Origin of the sequence: Frankia gtarii, from assembly GCF_025403375.1 — a bacterium.
Lineage (GTDB): Bacteria > Actinomycetota > Actinomycetes > Frankiales > Frankiaceae > Frankia > Frankia gtarii.
Genome location: NZ_JAMPTM010000183.1, coordinates 1 through 13,666, shown reverse-complemented (window position 1 = coordinate 13,666; position 13,666 = coordinate 1). Strand labels below are relative to the sequence as shown.

Sequence of the window (13,666 nt, the reverse complement as noted above, 5' to 3'; positions counted from 1 at the left end):
CGTCCTCGTACTGGACGAATCCGGCGCGCCGCCGCCGGCGCGCCGGCGCCCCCTGGCCACCGGCGGCGCCCGGACCACCGAAACCAGCGTTGCCGGCGCGGTCGGCCTCGTCGAAGCCTCCGCCGCGGGGGGCGCGCTCGTCGGCGCCCAGGCCGGCCAACGCCGGCGGCGGCACGGGCGGCCCGGAGGGAGGCGGAAGGTCTGCCGGCTCGTCCCACCATCGTTCTCCCGCCGGCGGGGCGCCGTCCTCCCGCCAGCGGCGCTGATCACCGGCGCCGGCGACGCGGGTCCGCTGCGGCCGGTCGGCGTCGGCTCGCCGCGGGCCGGGCGCGGCGGAGTCGGCATCCACCCCGGTCGAGCCGTCCCTGGCCGGGGAGTCGTCGTAGCGCCTGGTCCGGAAGGCGGCCGCACCCGCCGCGGCGCCTACCCCAGCCGCCCCGGCCGCCCCGGCCGCGCTGCGGCCCCGCGGCCAGGTGTCGTCGAGGACGGCGGTGGCCGCTACCCGGGTGTCCCCGCCGGGCGGCGCCTCCTCGCCGAGCAGGGTCAGCAGCAGCCGCTCGCTCGTGGGCCGGGCCCGCGGGTCGCGGGCGAGCGCGGAGCGGACGACGGGTTGCAGCTGCACCGGCACGTCCCGCAGGTCGGGCCGCCCCGTCTGGATTTTCTCCGACATCTGCAGGTAGCTGCCGTCGCCGTAGGGATGGGCGCCGACAGCGGCGTAGGCGATGAGCAGCCCCCAGGCGAAAACGTCGACCGCCGGGCCGATCGACGAGCCCTCCATCTGCTCGGGCGCCATCCAGCCGATCGAGCCCAGGACGAAGCCGGTCTGGGTCCGGCCCTGCGCCCCATCGAGCGCCCGGGCGATCCCGAAGTCGATGACCCGGGGACCGGAGAACGACAGCATGACGTTGCTCGGCTTGAGGTCCCGATGGACGATGCCGGCCTTGTGGATAGCGGTCAGCGCGCTGGCCACGCCGATCGCCACGCCCTGCAGCGTCGACATCGGCAGTGGCCCGGACCGGTTGACGACGTCGTCGAGGCGGACGCCGTCGATGTACTCCGTGACCAGGTAGGGACGGCGGGCGGCGGGGTCGGCGTCGAGGACCTGCGCGGTGCAGAACGGGGCGACCCGGCGCGCCGCGGCGACCTCGTCCCGGAACCGTTCGCGGAAATCGGGGTCGGCGGCCAGATCCGAGCGGATCACCTTGATCGCGACGAGGGCTCCGGCGGTGTCGCGAGCGAGGTACACCGTGCCCATGCCGCCCGAGCCGAGCCGGCGCTCGACCCGGTAGGCGCCGATGACGGTCGGGTCGTCGGGGTGCAGCGCCTCACCTCGGGTGCCGACCGGTCCGTCCCGGCCCGTCGCTCGATCCGCCACCGCTCTCCCGCCCGTGTCCGCCCTGCCCCCACCGACGCTCGGTCCGGCGCGGCAACCGCGGTGCCTGCCACCTCACGCTAGCCCTCACCGGTCGCGGCCTGGGGAACTCTGTCCGTCATCCGACGGTCGCATCGGCAGGCCTTTTCTCCAGAAGCGTTTCTGGAATCTCGCCTGAACGACCGATATCACCGGCAACGAACCATGTAACGGAGAAACGATACAAGCGCAATGTCGCACTCCGTTGGCCGGGACGGCTCCGCGCGGCGATCCAGGCGCGGCGATCCAGGCGCGGCGCCCGACGACGCCGCAGCCCGGCACCCCGGCCCGGCGCCGCGTCCCCGACCGGTCGGGGACGCCCACCGGCGAAGCTGACGGCATGCCGACCAGATCTCCGGCAGGATGAGAGGACGGAAAGTCCAGTGGCACCGACCGAACATTCCCAGTCCGACCGGTCGGGCCACGAGGTGCGGGGAGCTGCCCATGGTCACGCAGTCGGTCCAGGCGGACGACGGCACCGCCGTCCGGCCAGGCGCCACGGCGGTCGGCGACGTCGACACCAGCGTGGACATGCTGATCGTCGGCGCCGGCCCCGCGGGGCTCTACGGCGCCTACTACGCGGGCTTCCGGGGCATGTCGGTCGCGCTGATGGATTCGTTGCCCGAGGCGGGTGGCCAGGTCACCGCGATGTATCCGGAGAAGGTCATCTACGATGTGGCCGGCTTCCCCGCCATCCGCGGCCGTGAGCTGGTCGACGCCCTCGTCGCCCAGGCGGCCCAGTTCGACCCGATGTACCTGCTCGACCAGCAGGCCGCCGAGCTCGCCCACGAACCGGATGCGGTCGTGGTGACCAGCAGCCAGGGCCACCGGGTCCGCGCCAGGGTCGTCGTGATCACCGGCGGTCTCGGCACGTTCACCCCCCGGCCGCTGCCGACCGGCACCGGCCATCTCGGCCGCGGCCTGGTCTACTTCGTGCCGAAGTTGGACGTCTACGCCGGCCAGGACGTCATCGTGGTGGGCGGTGGGGACAGCGCCTTCGACTGGGCGCTCGCCCTGGAGCCGATCGCCCGCTCGGTCACCCTGGTGCACCGCCGCGACCGGTTCCGTGCGCACGCGGCGACGATCGGTCGGGTCGAGGCGTCGAGCGTGGAGATCCTCATCTTCTCCGAGGTCGCCGCCATCCACGGGGAGGAGCGGATCGAGAAGGTCGAGCTCGTGCACACCCGCACCGGGGACCGGCACGTCCGCCCGGCGCAGGCGGTGGTCGCCGCGCTCGGCTTCACCGCCGACCTCGGGCCGCTGACCCGTTGGGGGCTCTCCATGGCCCGGCGGCACATCGCGGTCGACTCGGCGATGTTCACCGGCGTCGACCGGATCTTCGCGGCCGGGGACATCACCGAGTACCCCGGCAAGGTCCGCCTGATCGCCACCGGCTTCGGCGAGGTCGCGACCGCCGTCAACAACGCGGCGCCGGTCGTCGACCCGGCGGCGAAGGTGTTCCCGGGGCACAGCTCCGACGACGGCACCGCCGCCTGACCAGGGCACGGTTCCTCACCGGGTGCAGCCCGACCGGCGGCCCCGGCCCGGCAACCGGCGCACACTGGTGGCATGCGCGGTCTTCTGGTTATCGGCCACGGTTCACGACGGGACGAGGCGAACGCCACGGTCCGCGAGCTGGCCCGCCGCCTGGCGGCCGAACCCCGCCAGGATGGTGACGGCTGCGCCGGCCGCCCGCTCGGCTCGGGCGGGCCGACCAGCGCTGGGGACCCCACCGGCCCAGCCGCGCCGACCGGCCCGACCGGCCCGCGGCCGTGGGGCGCCGTAGAGGCAGCGTTCCTCGAGGTCAGCAGGCCCGACATCGGCGAGGGCTACGCCAACCTCGCGGTCGCGGGCTGCACCGAGATCATCGTCTACCCGTTCTTCCTCTTCGGCGGCAACCACACCCGCCGCGACCTCCCCTCGGCCCTGGAGGAGGCGCGCGAACGGCATCCGAGGACCCGCTGGATCCTCTCCGAGCCCCTCGGCCTACACGCCTGCGTCGTCGAGGCGGTACGGGCGCGGCTCGACGACACGCTGCGCGAGCTCTTCGACACCGCCAGGCACCCCGCCGGCTGACCTTCTCAGAAGGCCGCGGTGGCGCGACTGGCCGCGACGAAATCGGCGACGGCGGCGGCGAGCGGACGCACCCCCGGCTCGGCCGGCACGATGTCCACCCGCATTCCGGCGGCCTCGCAGGCCTGGGCGCTGCGCCGGCCCATCGCGGCGACGAGCAGGTCCGGGGGCAGCGGCCCGTACAGCTCGGCGGTGCTGCGGGCGGCCGTCGAGGAGGCGAACGCCGCGACGTCGAAGTCGCCGTGACGCAGCTCGTCGGCGACCCGCGGATCCGGGTCGGCGGTCACGTCGGTCAGCAGCGGCACCCGCCACGGCGTCCATGGGCCACCCGCCGGCAGGTCGGCGGCGCCGACGACGAGCACCCCCGGCTCCGGCGCGAGCTCGTCCAGCGTGATGGCGGCCAGGCCCAGCGCGTCGAGGGCGTCGGTGACGTTGGGGCGGGCGGCCACCAGGATCAGCCCGGCCAGGGCGCGCACGTCGGTGCCGGCCCGGCGCAGCAGGGCGACCACCGCGGCGACCTCGTCCGGGTCGGCGAGGACGAGTCCCGCGGCTGCGGGCAACGCGGCGAGCAGCTTCGCGCCGGCGTCGTCGAGCGGGGCGGGGCGGGCCACGACCGTCTCGACCGCGTCGGCGCCGAGCTGTCGCAGCCGACGGGCCAGCAGGCCCGGGCGGGGCCGGGTGCGGGCGACCAGGATGCGCACTCCGGCCAGCGGCGGCGCATCGGCGGCCGGGGCGTCGTTGCGGGCGGCGACCTCACCGACGACGATCACCGCCGGTGACCGCACTCCCGCGGCGATCGCGTCGATGGCCAGGGCGTCGAGCGTGGTGCGCAGGACACGTTGGGCTGGGGTGGCGCCCCGCTCGATCACCGCGACCGGGGTGGCCTCCGGGCGGCCACCGGCGAGCAGGGCGTCGGCGATGTCCATCAGCCGCGCCACCCCCATGAGGATGACGATCGTCGCCCGGGAGGCGGCGAGGCCCGCCCAGTCGACGGTCGAGTCGGGGTGCCCGGGCGGTAGGTGTCCGGAGACGACGGCGAGCTCCTGCGCCAGGTCGCGGTGGGTGACCGGAATGCCGGCGAGCGCCGGCACGGCCAACGCCGAGGTGACGCCGGGGACGACGGCGAAGGTCACGCCCGCCTCGGCGCACGCCTGGGCTTCTTCGCTGCCGCGGCCGAGAAGGTAGGGATCGCCACCCTTGAGCCGCACGACCCGGGCACCGGCGCGGGCCCGGTCGACGAGAACCGCGTTGATCTCCTCCTGGGCCCAGGAGCGGGCCGCCGGGCTCTTGCCGACATGGATGATCTCCGCGCCAGGCGGCGCGACGTCGAGCAGGACGGCGGCGGCGAGCCGGTCGACCACGATCACGTCGGCGGTCGCGAGCAGCTCACGACCACGCACGGTCAACAGCCCGGGATCGCCCGGACCAGCCCCGACCAGCCAGACCTCACCTGTGATTCGCCCATCTGCCACGGCGTGCACCGTACCTGTTCAGCTACGTCCGGCGGGCGATCACGCGGGCGGCGCCACATCGGCAAAGGGGCGTCCAGCCCGGTCAGTGGATGCCGCACTCCGTCTTGTTCGTACCGGTCCAGCGGCCGTCGCGGCCGGCGCCCCGGCGGGTGCACGGCCAGCAGCCGACGGATTCGTAGCCGTCGGAGAGCAGCGGGTTGACGATGACGTCGTGCTCGGCGACGTACCGGTCGACGTCGGCGTCGGTCCAGGCCGCCAGCGGGTGGATCTTCACCTTGCCGCGACGCGCGTCCCAGTCGACGACCTTCAGGTTCGCCCGGCCGGCGGACTCGGCGCGCCGCGACCCGGCGGCCCAGGCGCGGTACGGCGCCAGCGCCCGGTCCAGCGGCACCACCTTGCGCATCCGGCAGCACAGGTCGGGGTCGGTCTTGTAGAGGTCCTGACCGTGGACGGCGTCCTGGCCGACGACGGTGAGCTGTGGGCTGACACTGATCAGCGGCAGGTCGTAGGTCGCGGCCACCGCGTCGCGGGTACCGACCGTCTCGGCGAAGTGGTATCCGGTGTCGATGAAGACCACGGGCACGTCGGAGCGGATCCGGGCGAGCATGTCGACCAGGATCGCCTCAGCCATGGACGCGGCGACCACCAGCTTCGTCCCGAACTCCTCGGCCGCCCAGCCGAGGATCTCCTCCGCCGGCGCGCCTTCGAGCTCCTCCCCGGCCCGCAACGCCCGGCTCTGCAACGCGGCATCCATCAGGTCGTCTCCTCCTCGTCGCGCGCGGCACCTCGCCGTGCCGTCTGGTTCCCCGTTGCGGCCGTCTGGTTCCCGGCCGCGGCCGCCTGGTCTCCCGTCGCGCCGGGCGTCCCCACCGGCACGGAGCCGGCCGGGCCAGCGGCGACCACCAGCGCGGTGAGGCTCAGCCGAAAGCCGCGCCGGCAGGACCGGCACGCCCAGTGCCCGTGCCCGGAACCGGCTCCGTCCGCCGCCGGTTCGGGGACGATGTCCTCCTCGCCGCAGTACGGGCAGTAGAAGGGCACCGCGCGATCACTGCCGGCCATCGGCGCCCCTGGCCGCCGAGCCCGCCGCGGCCAGCGATGCCTCGTCGGCTCGCTGCGCCCAGTCGGCGAAGCTCTCCCCGTCGGCGCGCTCGCCCCGGTAGGTCTCCAGCAGGCCGACGACGTAGTCGAGCAGCCCGTCCGCGGTGACCTTCAAGCCGCGTGACTTGCGACCCAGCCGCGACCGGGTGCCCAGGTGGCCGCCGAGGTGGACCTGGAAGCCCTCGACCATCTCGCCGGCGTCGTCGGGGACCAGCGAGCCCTTGAGCCCGATGTCGGCGACCTGGAAGCGGGCGCAGGCGTTCGGGCAGCCGTTGACGTTGATCCCGATCGGCTCGTCGAAGTCGGGCAGGCGACGCTCCAGCTCCTCGATGAGATCGCGGGCGTTGGCCTTGGTCTCGACGATGGCCAGCTTGCAGAACTCGATCCCGGTGCAGGCCATCGTGCCGCGCCGGAACACGCTCGGCCGGACGACCAGATCCAGCGCCGCGAGCTCGGTCTCCAGCGGTGCCACGGCCTCGTCGGCCACGTCGAGGATGACCAGCTTCTGGGTCGTCGTCGCGCGAATGCGGCCCTGTCCGAACCGGTCGGCGAGATCCGCCACAGCGTGCAGGATCGTTCCGGACACCCGGCCCGCGCGCGGGGCGAAGCCCACCGCGTTGCGCCCGTCGCGCTGGCGGTGCACGCCGATGTGGTCGCGGCCCTCGTTGCGCGGCGGCGCCGGCGGCGGCCCGTCCGGCAGCGGGGCCGTCAGGTACTCCTTCTCCAGGGTGGCCCGTACCCACTCGGCGCCCATGTCCGCGACGAGGAACTTCAGTCGGGCCCGGGTGCGCAGGCGGCGGTAGCCGTAGTCGCGGAACAGCGAGGCGACGCCGTGCCAGACCTCGGAGACCCGCTGCGGCGGCACGAACGCCCCGAGCCGCACGCCGAGCTTCGGGTTCGTCGACAGGCCGCCGCCGACCCACAGGTCGTAGCCCGCGCCGAGCTCCGGGTGGACGACGCCGACGAACGCGATGTCGTTGATCTCGTGCAACGTGCAGTGGTCCACGCAGCCGGAGATCGCGGTCTTGAACTTGCGGGGCAGGTTCGCCAGCGTCGGGTCGCCGACGAAGCGCTCGACCACCTCGTCGATCGCGGCTGACCCGTCGATGACCTCGTCGCCGTCGACGCCCGCCAGCGGACAGCCGAGGATGACCCGCGGGGTGTCACCGCACGCCTCGGCGGTCGTCATGCCGGCACCCTCGAGCGCGCCCCAGATCGCGGGCACATCCTCGATACGGATCCAGTGCAGCTGGATGTTCTGCCGGTCGGTGACGTCGGCGACGTCCCGGCCGAACCGGATGGAGATGTCCGCGATGACCCGAAGCTGGTCGGCGGTCATCCGCCCACCGTCGAGCCGGATCCGCTGCATGAAGTAGGAGTCGTCGAGCTCCTCCGGTTCGAGGACCGCCGTGCGGCCACCTTCGATCCCAGGCCGGCGCTGCGTGTACAGACCCCACCAGCGGAACCGGCCGCGTAGGTCCTGGGGGTCGATTCCGTCGAAACCGGTGTGCGGGTAGAGGTTCAGGATGCGGTCGCGCACCTCCAGCCCGCCTTGGTCCTTCTTCATGCGCTCGTTGGCGTTGAGCGGCTCGGAGTAGCCCAACGCCCACTGGCCCGCCCCCTTGGGACGGGACGGGGACGCGGGACGGGCAGGACGGGCAGGAGAAGTCATCAGATCTCTCGATGCGCGGGTGAGCGCGACGCCGTCGAAGTGGCGCCGCGAACGGGAACGTCAGCGGGAGCGGCGACAGCCGGCGCTGGAGACCCGCAGCAGGTCGACGTGCAGGCGCGCGACGAGCATCGGCTCAATCACGAGGCACGGGGCTGCGGGGGACGACGCGAACCCGCGCCGGGGCGGAACGCGGACCAAGTCCACCGTTCGCGCAACCGGCGCCCCGAGGGTGAGGGCGCGCGCAACCACGACCTCATGTTTACACAGAAGTGATGCCGATGGGCGGGTTGTGTGTCCCACGACCACGCCACCGACGAGGATCACTCCGCAAAATGCCCTAAATCGGGCGGCGACCGACGGTCGACTCGCCCTTCCGGCATCGTCTTCACAACTCTACCGCACCGATGGAGAAAATGAACAACGCGATCGGTATCGAAGTCGGTGCAGCGGCCGAAGCGGTGGAACGGCGCCGAGAGGTCCGCGATGCGCCTCAGCTGGAGCGAGGGGCGGCGCAGAGGCGGCGGAGCTGGTCGACCAGCGGGCCGGTGGCCAGGCCCTTTTCCAGCAGGGCGTCCGCGCCCAGGGCGAGCACTCGGTCAAGCAGCGCGTCCTCGGAGAAGCCGGTGAAGATGACCACGGTCGCCTGCGGCACGACCCGCCGGATCCGTGGCAGCGCGCCGATGCCGTCGAGCACCGGCATCGCGAGATCGAGCAGCACCAGGTCCGGCACCGTGCGAATGACCTCGTCGATGGCCTCAGCGCCATTGGCGGCGGCGCCGACGACCACGAAGTCGGGTTCGGTGCCCAGCAGCAGGCAGAGCAGCTCGCGCACGCCGTCCGCGTCGTCGACGACCACCACCCGGCGCGGGGCGACGGCTGCCTCGGCGGCGCCCGCACCGTTACGGGCGGCGGCGCCCTCGGGCCGCTCGCCATCCGGGATCGCGGTCCGCGTGGCCGGCCGGCCAGTCTGTGCACCCGCGCCGCGGCCGGCCTCCCGGCCTGACTCGGGGCGGGGGTTCACCCCGGCGGAGCGCCGAGCCGCGGTGACAGCGTCGCCTCGGTCGAGCCCGACGGCGTCGGCGCCCACCGAACGGCCGGTATCCACCATTCTTTTGTACGCGCCCCACCCGACCCCGCGCATCGTCATTGAGGATGGTTTCCGGGGATGACCCATGCCGGTCATCCCGGCGATACCCGCAGACCATGGCGAAGTGCCGCAGGCCCGGCGTGGCAGTGATAGCCCACCTTGCGGGAAAAGCCAACTGGGGACGATCTCTCGGTGATTCCCCTGCTTTCCGGCCGGACTTCCTCAGCAACACTCCCGTTTCCCAACAAGAACCCAAGAAAACAGGCATAATCCCGCGACAGGACCGTCGCGCCCAATCGACTCGCCCAGCAGAACGTAGTAGATCGTAAACACAGAGCAATATCACTCAGTTGAATATCGCTTTTAGTGACGGAGAGTTATCATCACAACCCTCCGCGTATGGGACTTTCGACCTCTAGCCTATCGGGGTGCGCCATGGAGTAATCTGATCACTACCGGTGAATCCTGCCGGCTCTCGAGGGGGGCGCGAGAGGCGGCGCACGACGACTGTCCTCCCTTGGTGGGAGGCGACCTCTGCCACGCGGAAGGACCTCACAGATGCGGCAACGGAGCCGAGGCCGGCAGGGCACGGCGACCGCTGAAGACCTGCTCCCCGTGGAGATCCGGCGGCGGCGCTGTGAACGCGTTCTCTCCCGGGACGAGCTGGCCCGGCGCACCGGCTACAGCCGCCAGTACATCTCCCAGCTGGAGCAGCCCAGCCGCGGGATTCCCGCCCGGCCGGTGATCGCCGCCGTCGACGTGATGCTGGAGGCCGGCGGCGCCCTGGTCGACCTGCGTGAGGCGGCCGTGGCCGCGCGGGCCGAGCGCCTGCGCCGCTCGCCCGATCCGGAGTGGGAGTCCCGCCGCCGGGTGTCGGACCTGCTCGACCAACGCCGGTCCGACCACGAGCTGAACTATCTGGATCGGCTGGTCGCCGACCTCATCGCCAAGGCCGACCTGCTCGACCCGCCGGACGTCACCGCCCGGATCCTCGCCCAGCAGAGCGTGGTCGACAACCTGCTTCGCACGCCACTGCTCCCGCATCAGCAGTTCCGGTTGTTCATGCTTGCCGGCCATCTGGCCGGGCTGCTTGCCATCTCCCTGGTCGACGTCGACGAGCTCGCGGGCGCGAGCACCTGCTGCCTGGAGGCGGCGGTGTTCACCGAGCTGACCGGGCACGAGGGGCTGCGGGCCTGGACCCTCGCCGTCCACGGGCTCATCGATGCCGCCGCTGCGCGGGGGTGCTCCGCCAACGCCAGCCGGACGCCGGGGGCCGCGGATCGCACACCACCGAGCCTGGCTCCCCCGGCGGGCGCGGGCTCGCCGACCGGGTTGGATCCAGGGGAGGCCCCGGCGTCACCAGTCGGCTCGGGGCCCTCGGCTGCGGCGTTCCCGCCGGCCGGGCACGGCCCGCAACCGGATGGTTCGGCCGCCTTCGAACCCGTCATCCCCGGTGGGGACGGCGGCGCCTCGCTCGACGAGATGCTGATCGCGCCCGGCGGACGGGACACGCCACCCCGGCTGATCGCGCTCGTGAAGGGCCGCATCGCCCGTTTCGCAACCGCGAACGCCCACCGAACCGTCCCGCCGGCGGCCATCTCCCACGCGTTCCGGCCGCCGGTCTGACCCTGCGCGAGCCCGCGGCCGGTCCAGCGCCGCCGGACCGGGCCGGCCGTCAGACCTCGGCGAAGGTCATCGCCCGCAGCGGGGGGACATCGCCGCGGCGGGCGGCCTTCTCCGCGAAGGCCCGGATGCCCGCCTGCTGCCGCTCCCCCAGCCGGAAGTCGAGAGTGGTGAAGTAGCGGGCCAGCGTCGCCGGGTCGAACACCTCGAAGCGGGCCGCTCGCGTCGCCACCTGGTCGACGTCGCGCAGCGCGAGGTCCAGCCCGGAGCGGAACGCGTTGTGGACCTCCTTCACCGTTCCCGGGTGCCGCTGCGCGAACGACTTCCGGGCGGCCCACACCGCGAAGACCATCGGCAGCCCGCTCCACTCCCGCCAGGCTGCGCTCAGGTCGATCAGGCCGAGGGGATGCCCCGTGCCGCCACGTTCGGCGTCGTAGGTCGCCCGCAACGCCACATCGCCGATGACCACCGCGGCGTCGGCCTCCCGCAGCATCGACGGCAGGTCGGGCGGCATCGTCAGGTAGGTCGGCCGCAGGCCGTGGCGTTCCTCCAGCAGCATCCGGGCCAGCAGCACACTGGTCCGCGAGGTCGAACCGAGCGCGACGGTGCGGACGTCGTCGAGCGGTACCGCCGAGCTCAGCACGACGGACAGCACCGGCCCATCGGCCCCGACCGCGAGATCAGGCAGGACGACGAGATCCTCGGCATGTCGGAGGTACTCGACCAGACTGATCGGGCCGATGTCGAGTTCGCCCGCCACGAGGGCCTCGTTGAGCCGGTCGGGGGTGTCCTTCGTCAGCTCGATGTCGAGCAGCGCACCCGAGTGGACCAGCCCCCAGTACAGCGGCAGGCAGTTGAGGAACTGGATGTGCCCGACCCGCGGCCGGGCCTCGGCGCCCGCGGATGCGGATGCGGATGCGGTCAACGCTGGCCACCGTGACGGTTCTCCATCACGGCGAGGACCGCGCGGCGCTGCCGCAGCGCCAGCGGGTAGCTCATCAGCCCACTGACGACCAGTGCCAGCACGAAGGCCAGGAAACCGCCCGCCCCGAGCAGCAGGACTACGGCGAGCACCACCCCGAAGAGCACCGCCCGGAGGGCGAAATACCGCACGTTGATGCCGAACAGGCCGCGTTCCCTGGCGGCCGGGGCGCCCGGTGACACACCCGGGGCACCCGGCGGCGTGGCCGCCGCCCGCCTCGGGCGCACGGTGAGACGCTTGCGCAGTTCCATCAGGACCCCCGCTTCTTCGTCGGCACCCGCTTCTTCGTCGGCACCCAGCCGAGCCTGCGCAGCACGGTCGGGAAGAACCCCAGCCCGAGGAAGACGACGAGCAGGCCGAGCATGCTCGCGCCGCCGATCGGCAGACCGGCCCAGTCGAGCACCACGTAGACCGCCACGCCCGGAACCAGGATCACCAGGAAGGCGAGCACGAAGATCGATCCGATGCCCGGCGCCCCGGGAGGTCGGACCCGCGGTTGGGGGGCGGGCGCGGCGTTCACCGCCGGGGCGGCCGCGGGTGTGGGCTGACCCGCCGCGCGGGACGGCGTCGGCTCGTCATCACTGGCCATCGAATCCCACCTCAGGCGTCGATCGAGGTCGGGATCTCGCGGCGAGCCGGATCAGGACCGTCGTAGCCGCGGATCTCCCGGTAACGGGTGTCTCGCTCGACCGGCCGGAAACCGGCGTCGCGGATGATGGCCAACAGGTCCTCGCGCGTCATCGTGTTGGGCGTGCCGAAGCGGTCCGCATCGTGGGTGATCTTGTATTCGACGACCGAGCCGTCCAGGTCGTCGGCACCGAAGTTCAGCGCGAGCTGCGCCGTGGTCAGCCCGTGCATCACCCAGAAGCACTTGACGTGATCGACGTTGTCGAACAGCAGCCGGGAGACGGCGAACGTCTTCAGCGCCTCCGCGCCGGTCGCCATCGGCTGGTTCATCAGCCGGTTGCGCGGATCGCCGGAGGCGTCGTGCTGGAAGCGCAACGGGATGAACACCGCGAAGCCGCCCGTCTCGTCCTGCAGCTCACGCAGTCGCAGGACGTGATCCACCCGGTGGCGCGGTTCCTCGATGTGCCCGTAGAGCATGGTGCAGGGGGTGCGCAGGCCCTTGGAGTGGGCGAGGCGGTGGATGCGCGACCAGTCCTCCCAGTGGGTGTTGTGGTCGACGATCCGCTGCCGGATCTCCCAGTCGAAGATCTCCGCGCCGCCGCCGGTGAGGGACTCCAGGCCCGCGTCGATGAGCTCGTCGAGAATCTCGTCGGCGGGCAGGCCACTGATCTTTTCGAACCAGTGGATCTCGGTGGCGGTGAACGCCTTGAGCGCCACGCCGGGCAGCGCCTTGCGCAGCTCCCGCAGCGAGCGCGGGTAATAGCGCCAGGGCAGCGTCGGGTGCAGGCCGTTGACGATGTGCAGCTCGGTGATGCCGGCCGGCTCCATCTCCTTGGCGAGCCGGACGGCCTCCTCGATCCGCATCGTGTAAGCGTCGGCCTCGCCGGGCTTGCGCTGGAACGAGCAGTAGGCGCAGGACGCCGAGCAGACGTTTGTCAGGTTCAGGTGCCGGTTGACGTTGAAGAAGGTCCTGTCGCCGTTCTTCCTGGTCCGGACCTCGTGGGCGAGGCCGCCGAGCCAGGCGAGATCGTCGCTGGCGTACAGCGCCTCCCCGTCGGCGCGGCTCAGCCGCTCGCCGGCGGAAACCTTGGCCTCGATCTCCCTTTTGAGCCCAGCATCCATGCCATTCAGATTAGCCCGCAACACCGTCACACCTGCCCGGGCCGGCCGGGCTGACCCGTCACAACCGGCCGGACCTGTCGGCGTCCGGTCACGCGCCCCCGCCCCCGCCCTTGCCGGCGCCCGGAGGCGGTGGCCCGGCCGCGCCCCTGGCCGCGGCGGCACGCTGGGCCGCTCGACGCTGCATACGCCCCAATGGCCAGGTCAGCAGGCCGGCGACCGCGAAACCGATCAGCACCGAAAGCAGCAGGTTCACCCCGACCACCGCGAGCACGACCGTGATCACCACGAGGGCGGCCAGGCGGATCAGGAAGTACGGCAGCTGCACCCGCAGATCCACATCCTGCAGCGCGGGCCGCTCCCGACGCCCAGCCCGGCCCGGCTGACTCGGCCGGCTCGGCCGGCTCGGCTGGCCCGCGTCGCCGGACTTGCCGCCGCCCATTGGCCGGTCGGGGCCGCCCGTCCCGGCCGCCTTCGATCGGCCGGAACCGCGTCCCCGCCC

General features: G+C 72.7%; 15 protein-coding genes. 3 read left to right on the top strand and 12 right to left on the bottom strand.

Annotation, left to right across the window (positions count from 1 at the left end):
- The coding region (locus NBZ83_RS22350) for a serine/threonine-protein kinase (RefSeq protein WP_261575726.1) at positions 1–1,375 on the bottom strand (1,375 nt) is incomplete at its 3' end.
- A gap of 567 nt (positions 1,376–1,942) precedes the next feature.
- On the opposite strand from NBZ83_RS22350, the gene NBZ83_RS22345 reads away from it, so the two are divergent.
- Together NBZ83_RS22345 and NBZ83_RS22340 are read left to right on the top strand one after the other, a co-directional pair.
- Positions 1,943–2,908: an NAD(P)/FAD-dependent oxidoreductase gene (locus NBZ83_RS22345; protein ID WP_438803224.1), complete on the top strand. Its 966-nt coding sequence runs from the start codon at positions 1,943–1,945 to the stop codon at positions 2,906–2,908.
- Between the two features lie 72 nt (positions 2,909–2,980).
- Entirely contained in the window at positions 2,981–3,487 is a 507-nt protein-coding gene (locus tag NBZ83_RS22340) for a sirohydrochlorin chelatase (protein WP_261568779.1), read from the top strand.
- Positions 3,488–3,492: 5 nt separating this feature from the next.
- Here NBZ83_RS22340 and cobA read toward each other — a convergent pair whose 3' ends face one another.
- The 6 genes from cobA to NBZ83_RS22315 all read right to left on the bottom strand — a co-directional run bounded on the left by cobA (position 3,493) and on the right by NBZ83_RS22315 (position 8,873).
- On the bottom strand, positions 3,493–4,956 hold the full coding sequence (cobA, locus tag NBZ83_RS22335) for a uroporphyrinogen-III C-methyltransferase (RefSeq protein WP_438803223.1): 1,464 nt from the start codon (positions 4,954–4,956) through the stop codon (positions 3,493–3,495).
- Positions 4,957–5,038: 82 nt separating this feature from the next.
- Entirely contained in the window at positions 5,039–5,710 is a 672-nt protein-coding gene (locus NBZ83_RS22330) for a phosphoadenylyl-sulfate reductase (RefSeq protein WP_261568781.1), read from the bottom strand.
- The gene (locus NBZ83_RS22325) at positions 5,710–6,015 is read right to left on the bottom strand and encodes an Insertion element protein (protein WP_261568782.1); all 306 of its coding nucleotides are present in this window, start codon (positions 6,013–6,015) and stop codon (positions 5,710–5,712) included. The genes NBZ83_RS22330 and NBZ83_RS22325 overlap by 1 nt, the downstream gene beginning before the upstream one ends.
- The gene (locus NBZ83_RS22320) at positions 6,002–7,726 is read right to left on the bottom strand and encodes a nitrite/sulfite reductase (protein WP_308203359.1); all 1,725 of its coding nucleotides are present in this window, start codon (positions 7,724–7,726) and stop codon (positions 6,002–6,004) included. The genes NBZ83_RS22325 and NBZ83_RS22320 overlap by 14 nt, the downstream gene beginning before the upstream one ends.
- Before the next feature lie 60 nt (positions 7,727–7,786).
- The gene (locus NBZ83_RS33950) at positions 7,787–7,867 is read right to left on the bottom strand and encodes a putative leader peptide (protein WP_368861893.1); all 81 of its coding nucleotides are present in this window, start codon (positions 7,865–7,867) and stop codon (positions 7,787–7,789) included.
- A gap of 349 nt (positions 7,868–8,216) precedes the next feature.
- The gene (locus NBZ83_RS22315; RefSeq protein WP_261568783.1) at positions 8,217–8,873 is read right to left on the bottom strand and encodes a response regulator; all 657 of its coding nucleotides are present in this window, start codon (positions 8,871–8,873) and stop codon (positions 8,217–8,219) included.
- A gap of 498 nt (positions 8,874–9,371) precedes the next feature.
- On the opposite strand from NBZ83_RS22315, the gene NBZ83_RS22310 reads away from it, so the two are divergent.
- On the top strand, positions 9,372–10,439 hold the full coding sequence (locus NBZ83_RS22310; RefSeq protein WP_261568784.1) for a helix-turn-helix domain-containing protein: 1,068 nt from the start codon (positions 9,372–9,374) through the stop codon (positions 10,437–10,439).
- Between the two features lie 49 nt (positions 10,440–10,488).
- Here NBZ83_RS22310 and NBZ83_RS22305 read toward each other — a convergent pair whose 3' ends face one another.
- From NBZ83_RS22305 to NBZ83_RS22285, 5 genes are all read right to left on the bottom strand, one after another.
- Positions 10,489–11,361, bottom strand: coding sequence for a menaquinone biosynthetic enzyme MqnA/MqnD family protein (locus NBZ83_RS22305; protein ID WP_261575725.1), 873 nt, complete (start codon positions 11,359–11,361; stop codon positions 10,489–10,491).
- Positions 11,358–11,669 carry a DUF4229 domain-containing protein gene (locus NBZ83_RS22300; protein WP_261568786.1) on the bottom strand — a complete coding sequence of 104 codons (312 nt, stop codon included), beginning with the start codon at positions 11,667–11,669 and terminating at the stop codon, positions 11,358–11,360. Before NBZ83_RS22300 ends, NBZ83_RS22305 begins: the two co-directional genes overlap by 4 nt.
- Entirely contained in the window at positions 11,669–12,007 is a 339-nt protein-coding gene (locus tag NBZ83_RS22295) for a hypothetical protein (RefSeq protein ID WP_261568787.1), read from the bottom strand. Before NBZ83_RS22295 ends, NBZ83_RS22300 begins: the two co-directional genes overlap by 1 nt.
- An 11-nt stretch (positions 12,008–12,018) precedes the next feature.
- Positions 12,019–13,167, bottom strand: a complete 1,149-nt coding sequence (mqnE, locus tag NBZ83_RS22290) for an aminofutalosine synthase MqnE (RefSeq protein WP_261568788.1) — start codon at positions 13,165–13,167, stop codon at positions 12,019–12,021.
- An 88-nt stretch (positions 13,168–13,255) separates the two neighbouring features.
- A partial coding sequence (locus NBZ83_RS22285; protein WP_261575724.1) for a hypothetical protein occupies positions 13,256–13,666 on the bottom strand: 411 nt, incomplete at its 5' end.

What these genes read in the sequence shown, in the direction of transcription:
- NBZ83_RS22345 (WP_438803224.1), top strand. Translation starts at nt 1,943, where the DNA reads ATGCTGATCGTCGGCGCCGGCCCCGCGGGGCTCTACGGCGCCTACTAC.
- NBZ83_RS22340 (WP_261568779.1), top strand. Translation starts at nt 2,981, where the DNA reads ATGCGCGGTCTTCTGGTTATCGGCCACGGTTCACGACGGGACGAGGCG.
- NBZ83_RS22330 (WP_261568781.1), bottom strand. Translation starts at nt 5,710, where the DNA reads ATGGATGCCGCGTTGCAGAGCCGGGCGTTGCGGGCCGGGGAGGAGCTC.
- NBZ83_RS22325 (WP_261568782.1), bottom strand. Translation starts at nt 6,015, where the DNA reads ATGGCCGGCAGTGATCGCGCGGTGCCCTTCTACTGCCCGTACTGCGGC.
- NBZ83_RS22320 (WP_308203359.1), bottom strand. Translation starts at nt 7,726, where the DNA reads ATGACTTCTCCTGCCCGTCCTGCCCGTCCCGCGTCCCCGTCCCGTCCC.
- NBZ83_RS22315 (WP_261568783.1), bottom strand. Translation starts at nt 8,873, where the DNA reads ATGACGATGCGCGGGGTCGGGTGGGGCGCGTACAAAAGAATGGTGGAT.
- NBZ83_RS22310 (WP_261568784.1), top strand. Translation starts at nt 9,372, where the DNA reads ATGCGGCAACGGAGCCGAGGCCGGCAGGGCACGGCGACCGCTGAAGAC.
- NBZ83_RS22300 (WP_261568786.1), bottom strand. Translation starts at nt 11,669, where the DNA reads ATGGAACTGCGCAAGCGTCTCACCGTGCGCCCGAGGCGGGCGGCGGCC.
- NBZ83_RS22295 (WP_261568787.1), bottom strand. Translation starts at nt 12,007, where the DNA reads ATGGCCAGTGATGACGAGCCGACGCCGTCCCGCGCGGCGGGTCAGCCC.
- mqnE (WP_261568788.1), bottom strand. Translation starts at nt 13,167, where the DNA reads ATGGATGCTGGGCTCAAAAGGGAGATCGAGGCCAAGGTTTCCGCCGGC.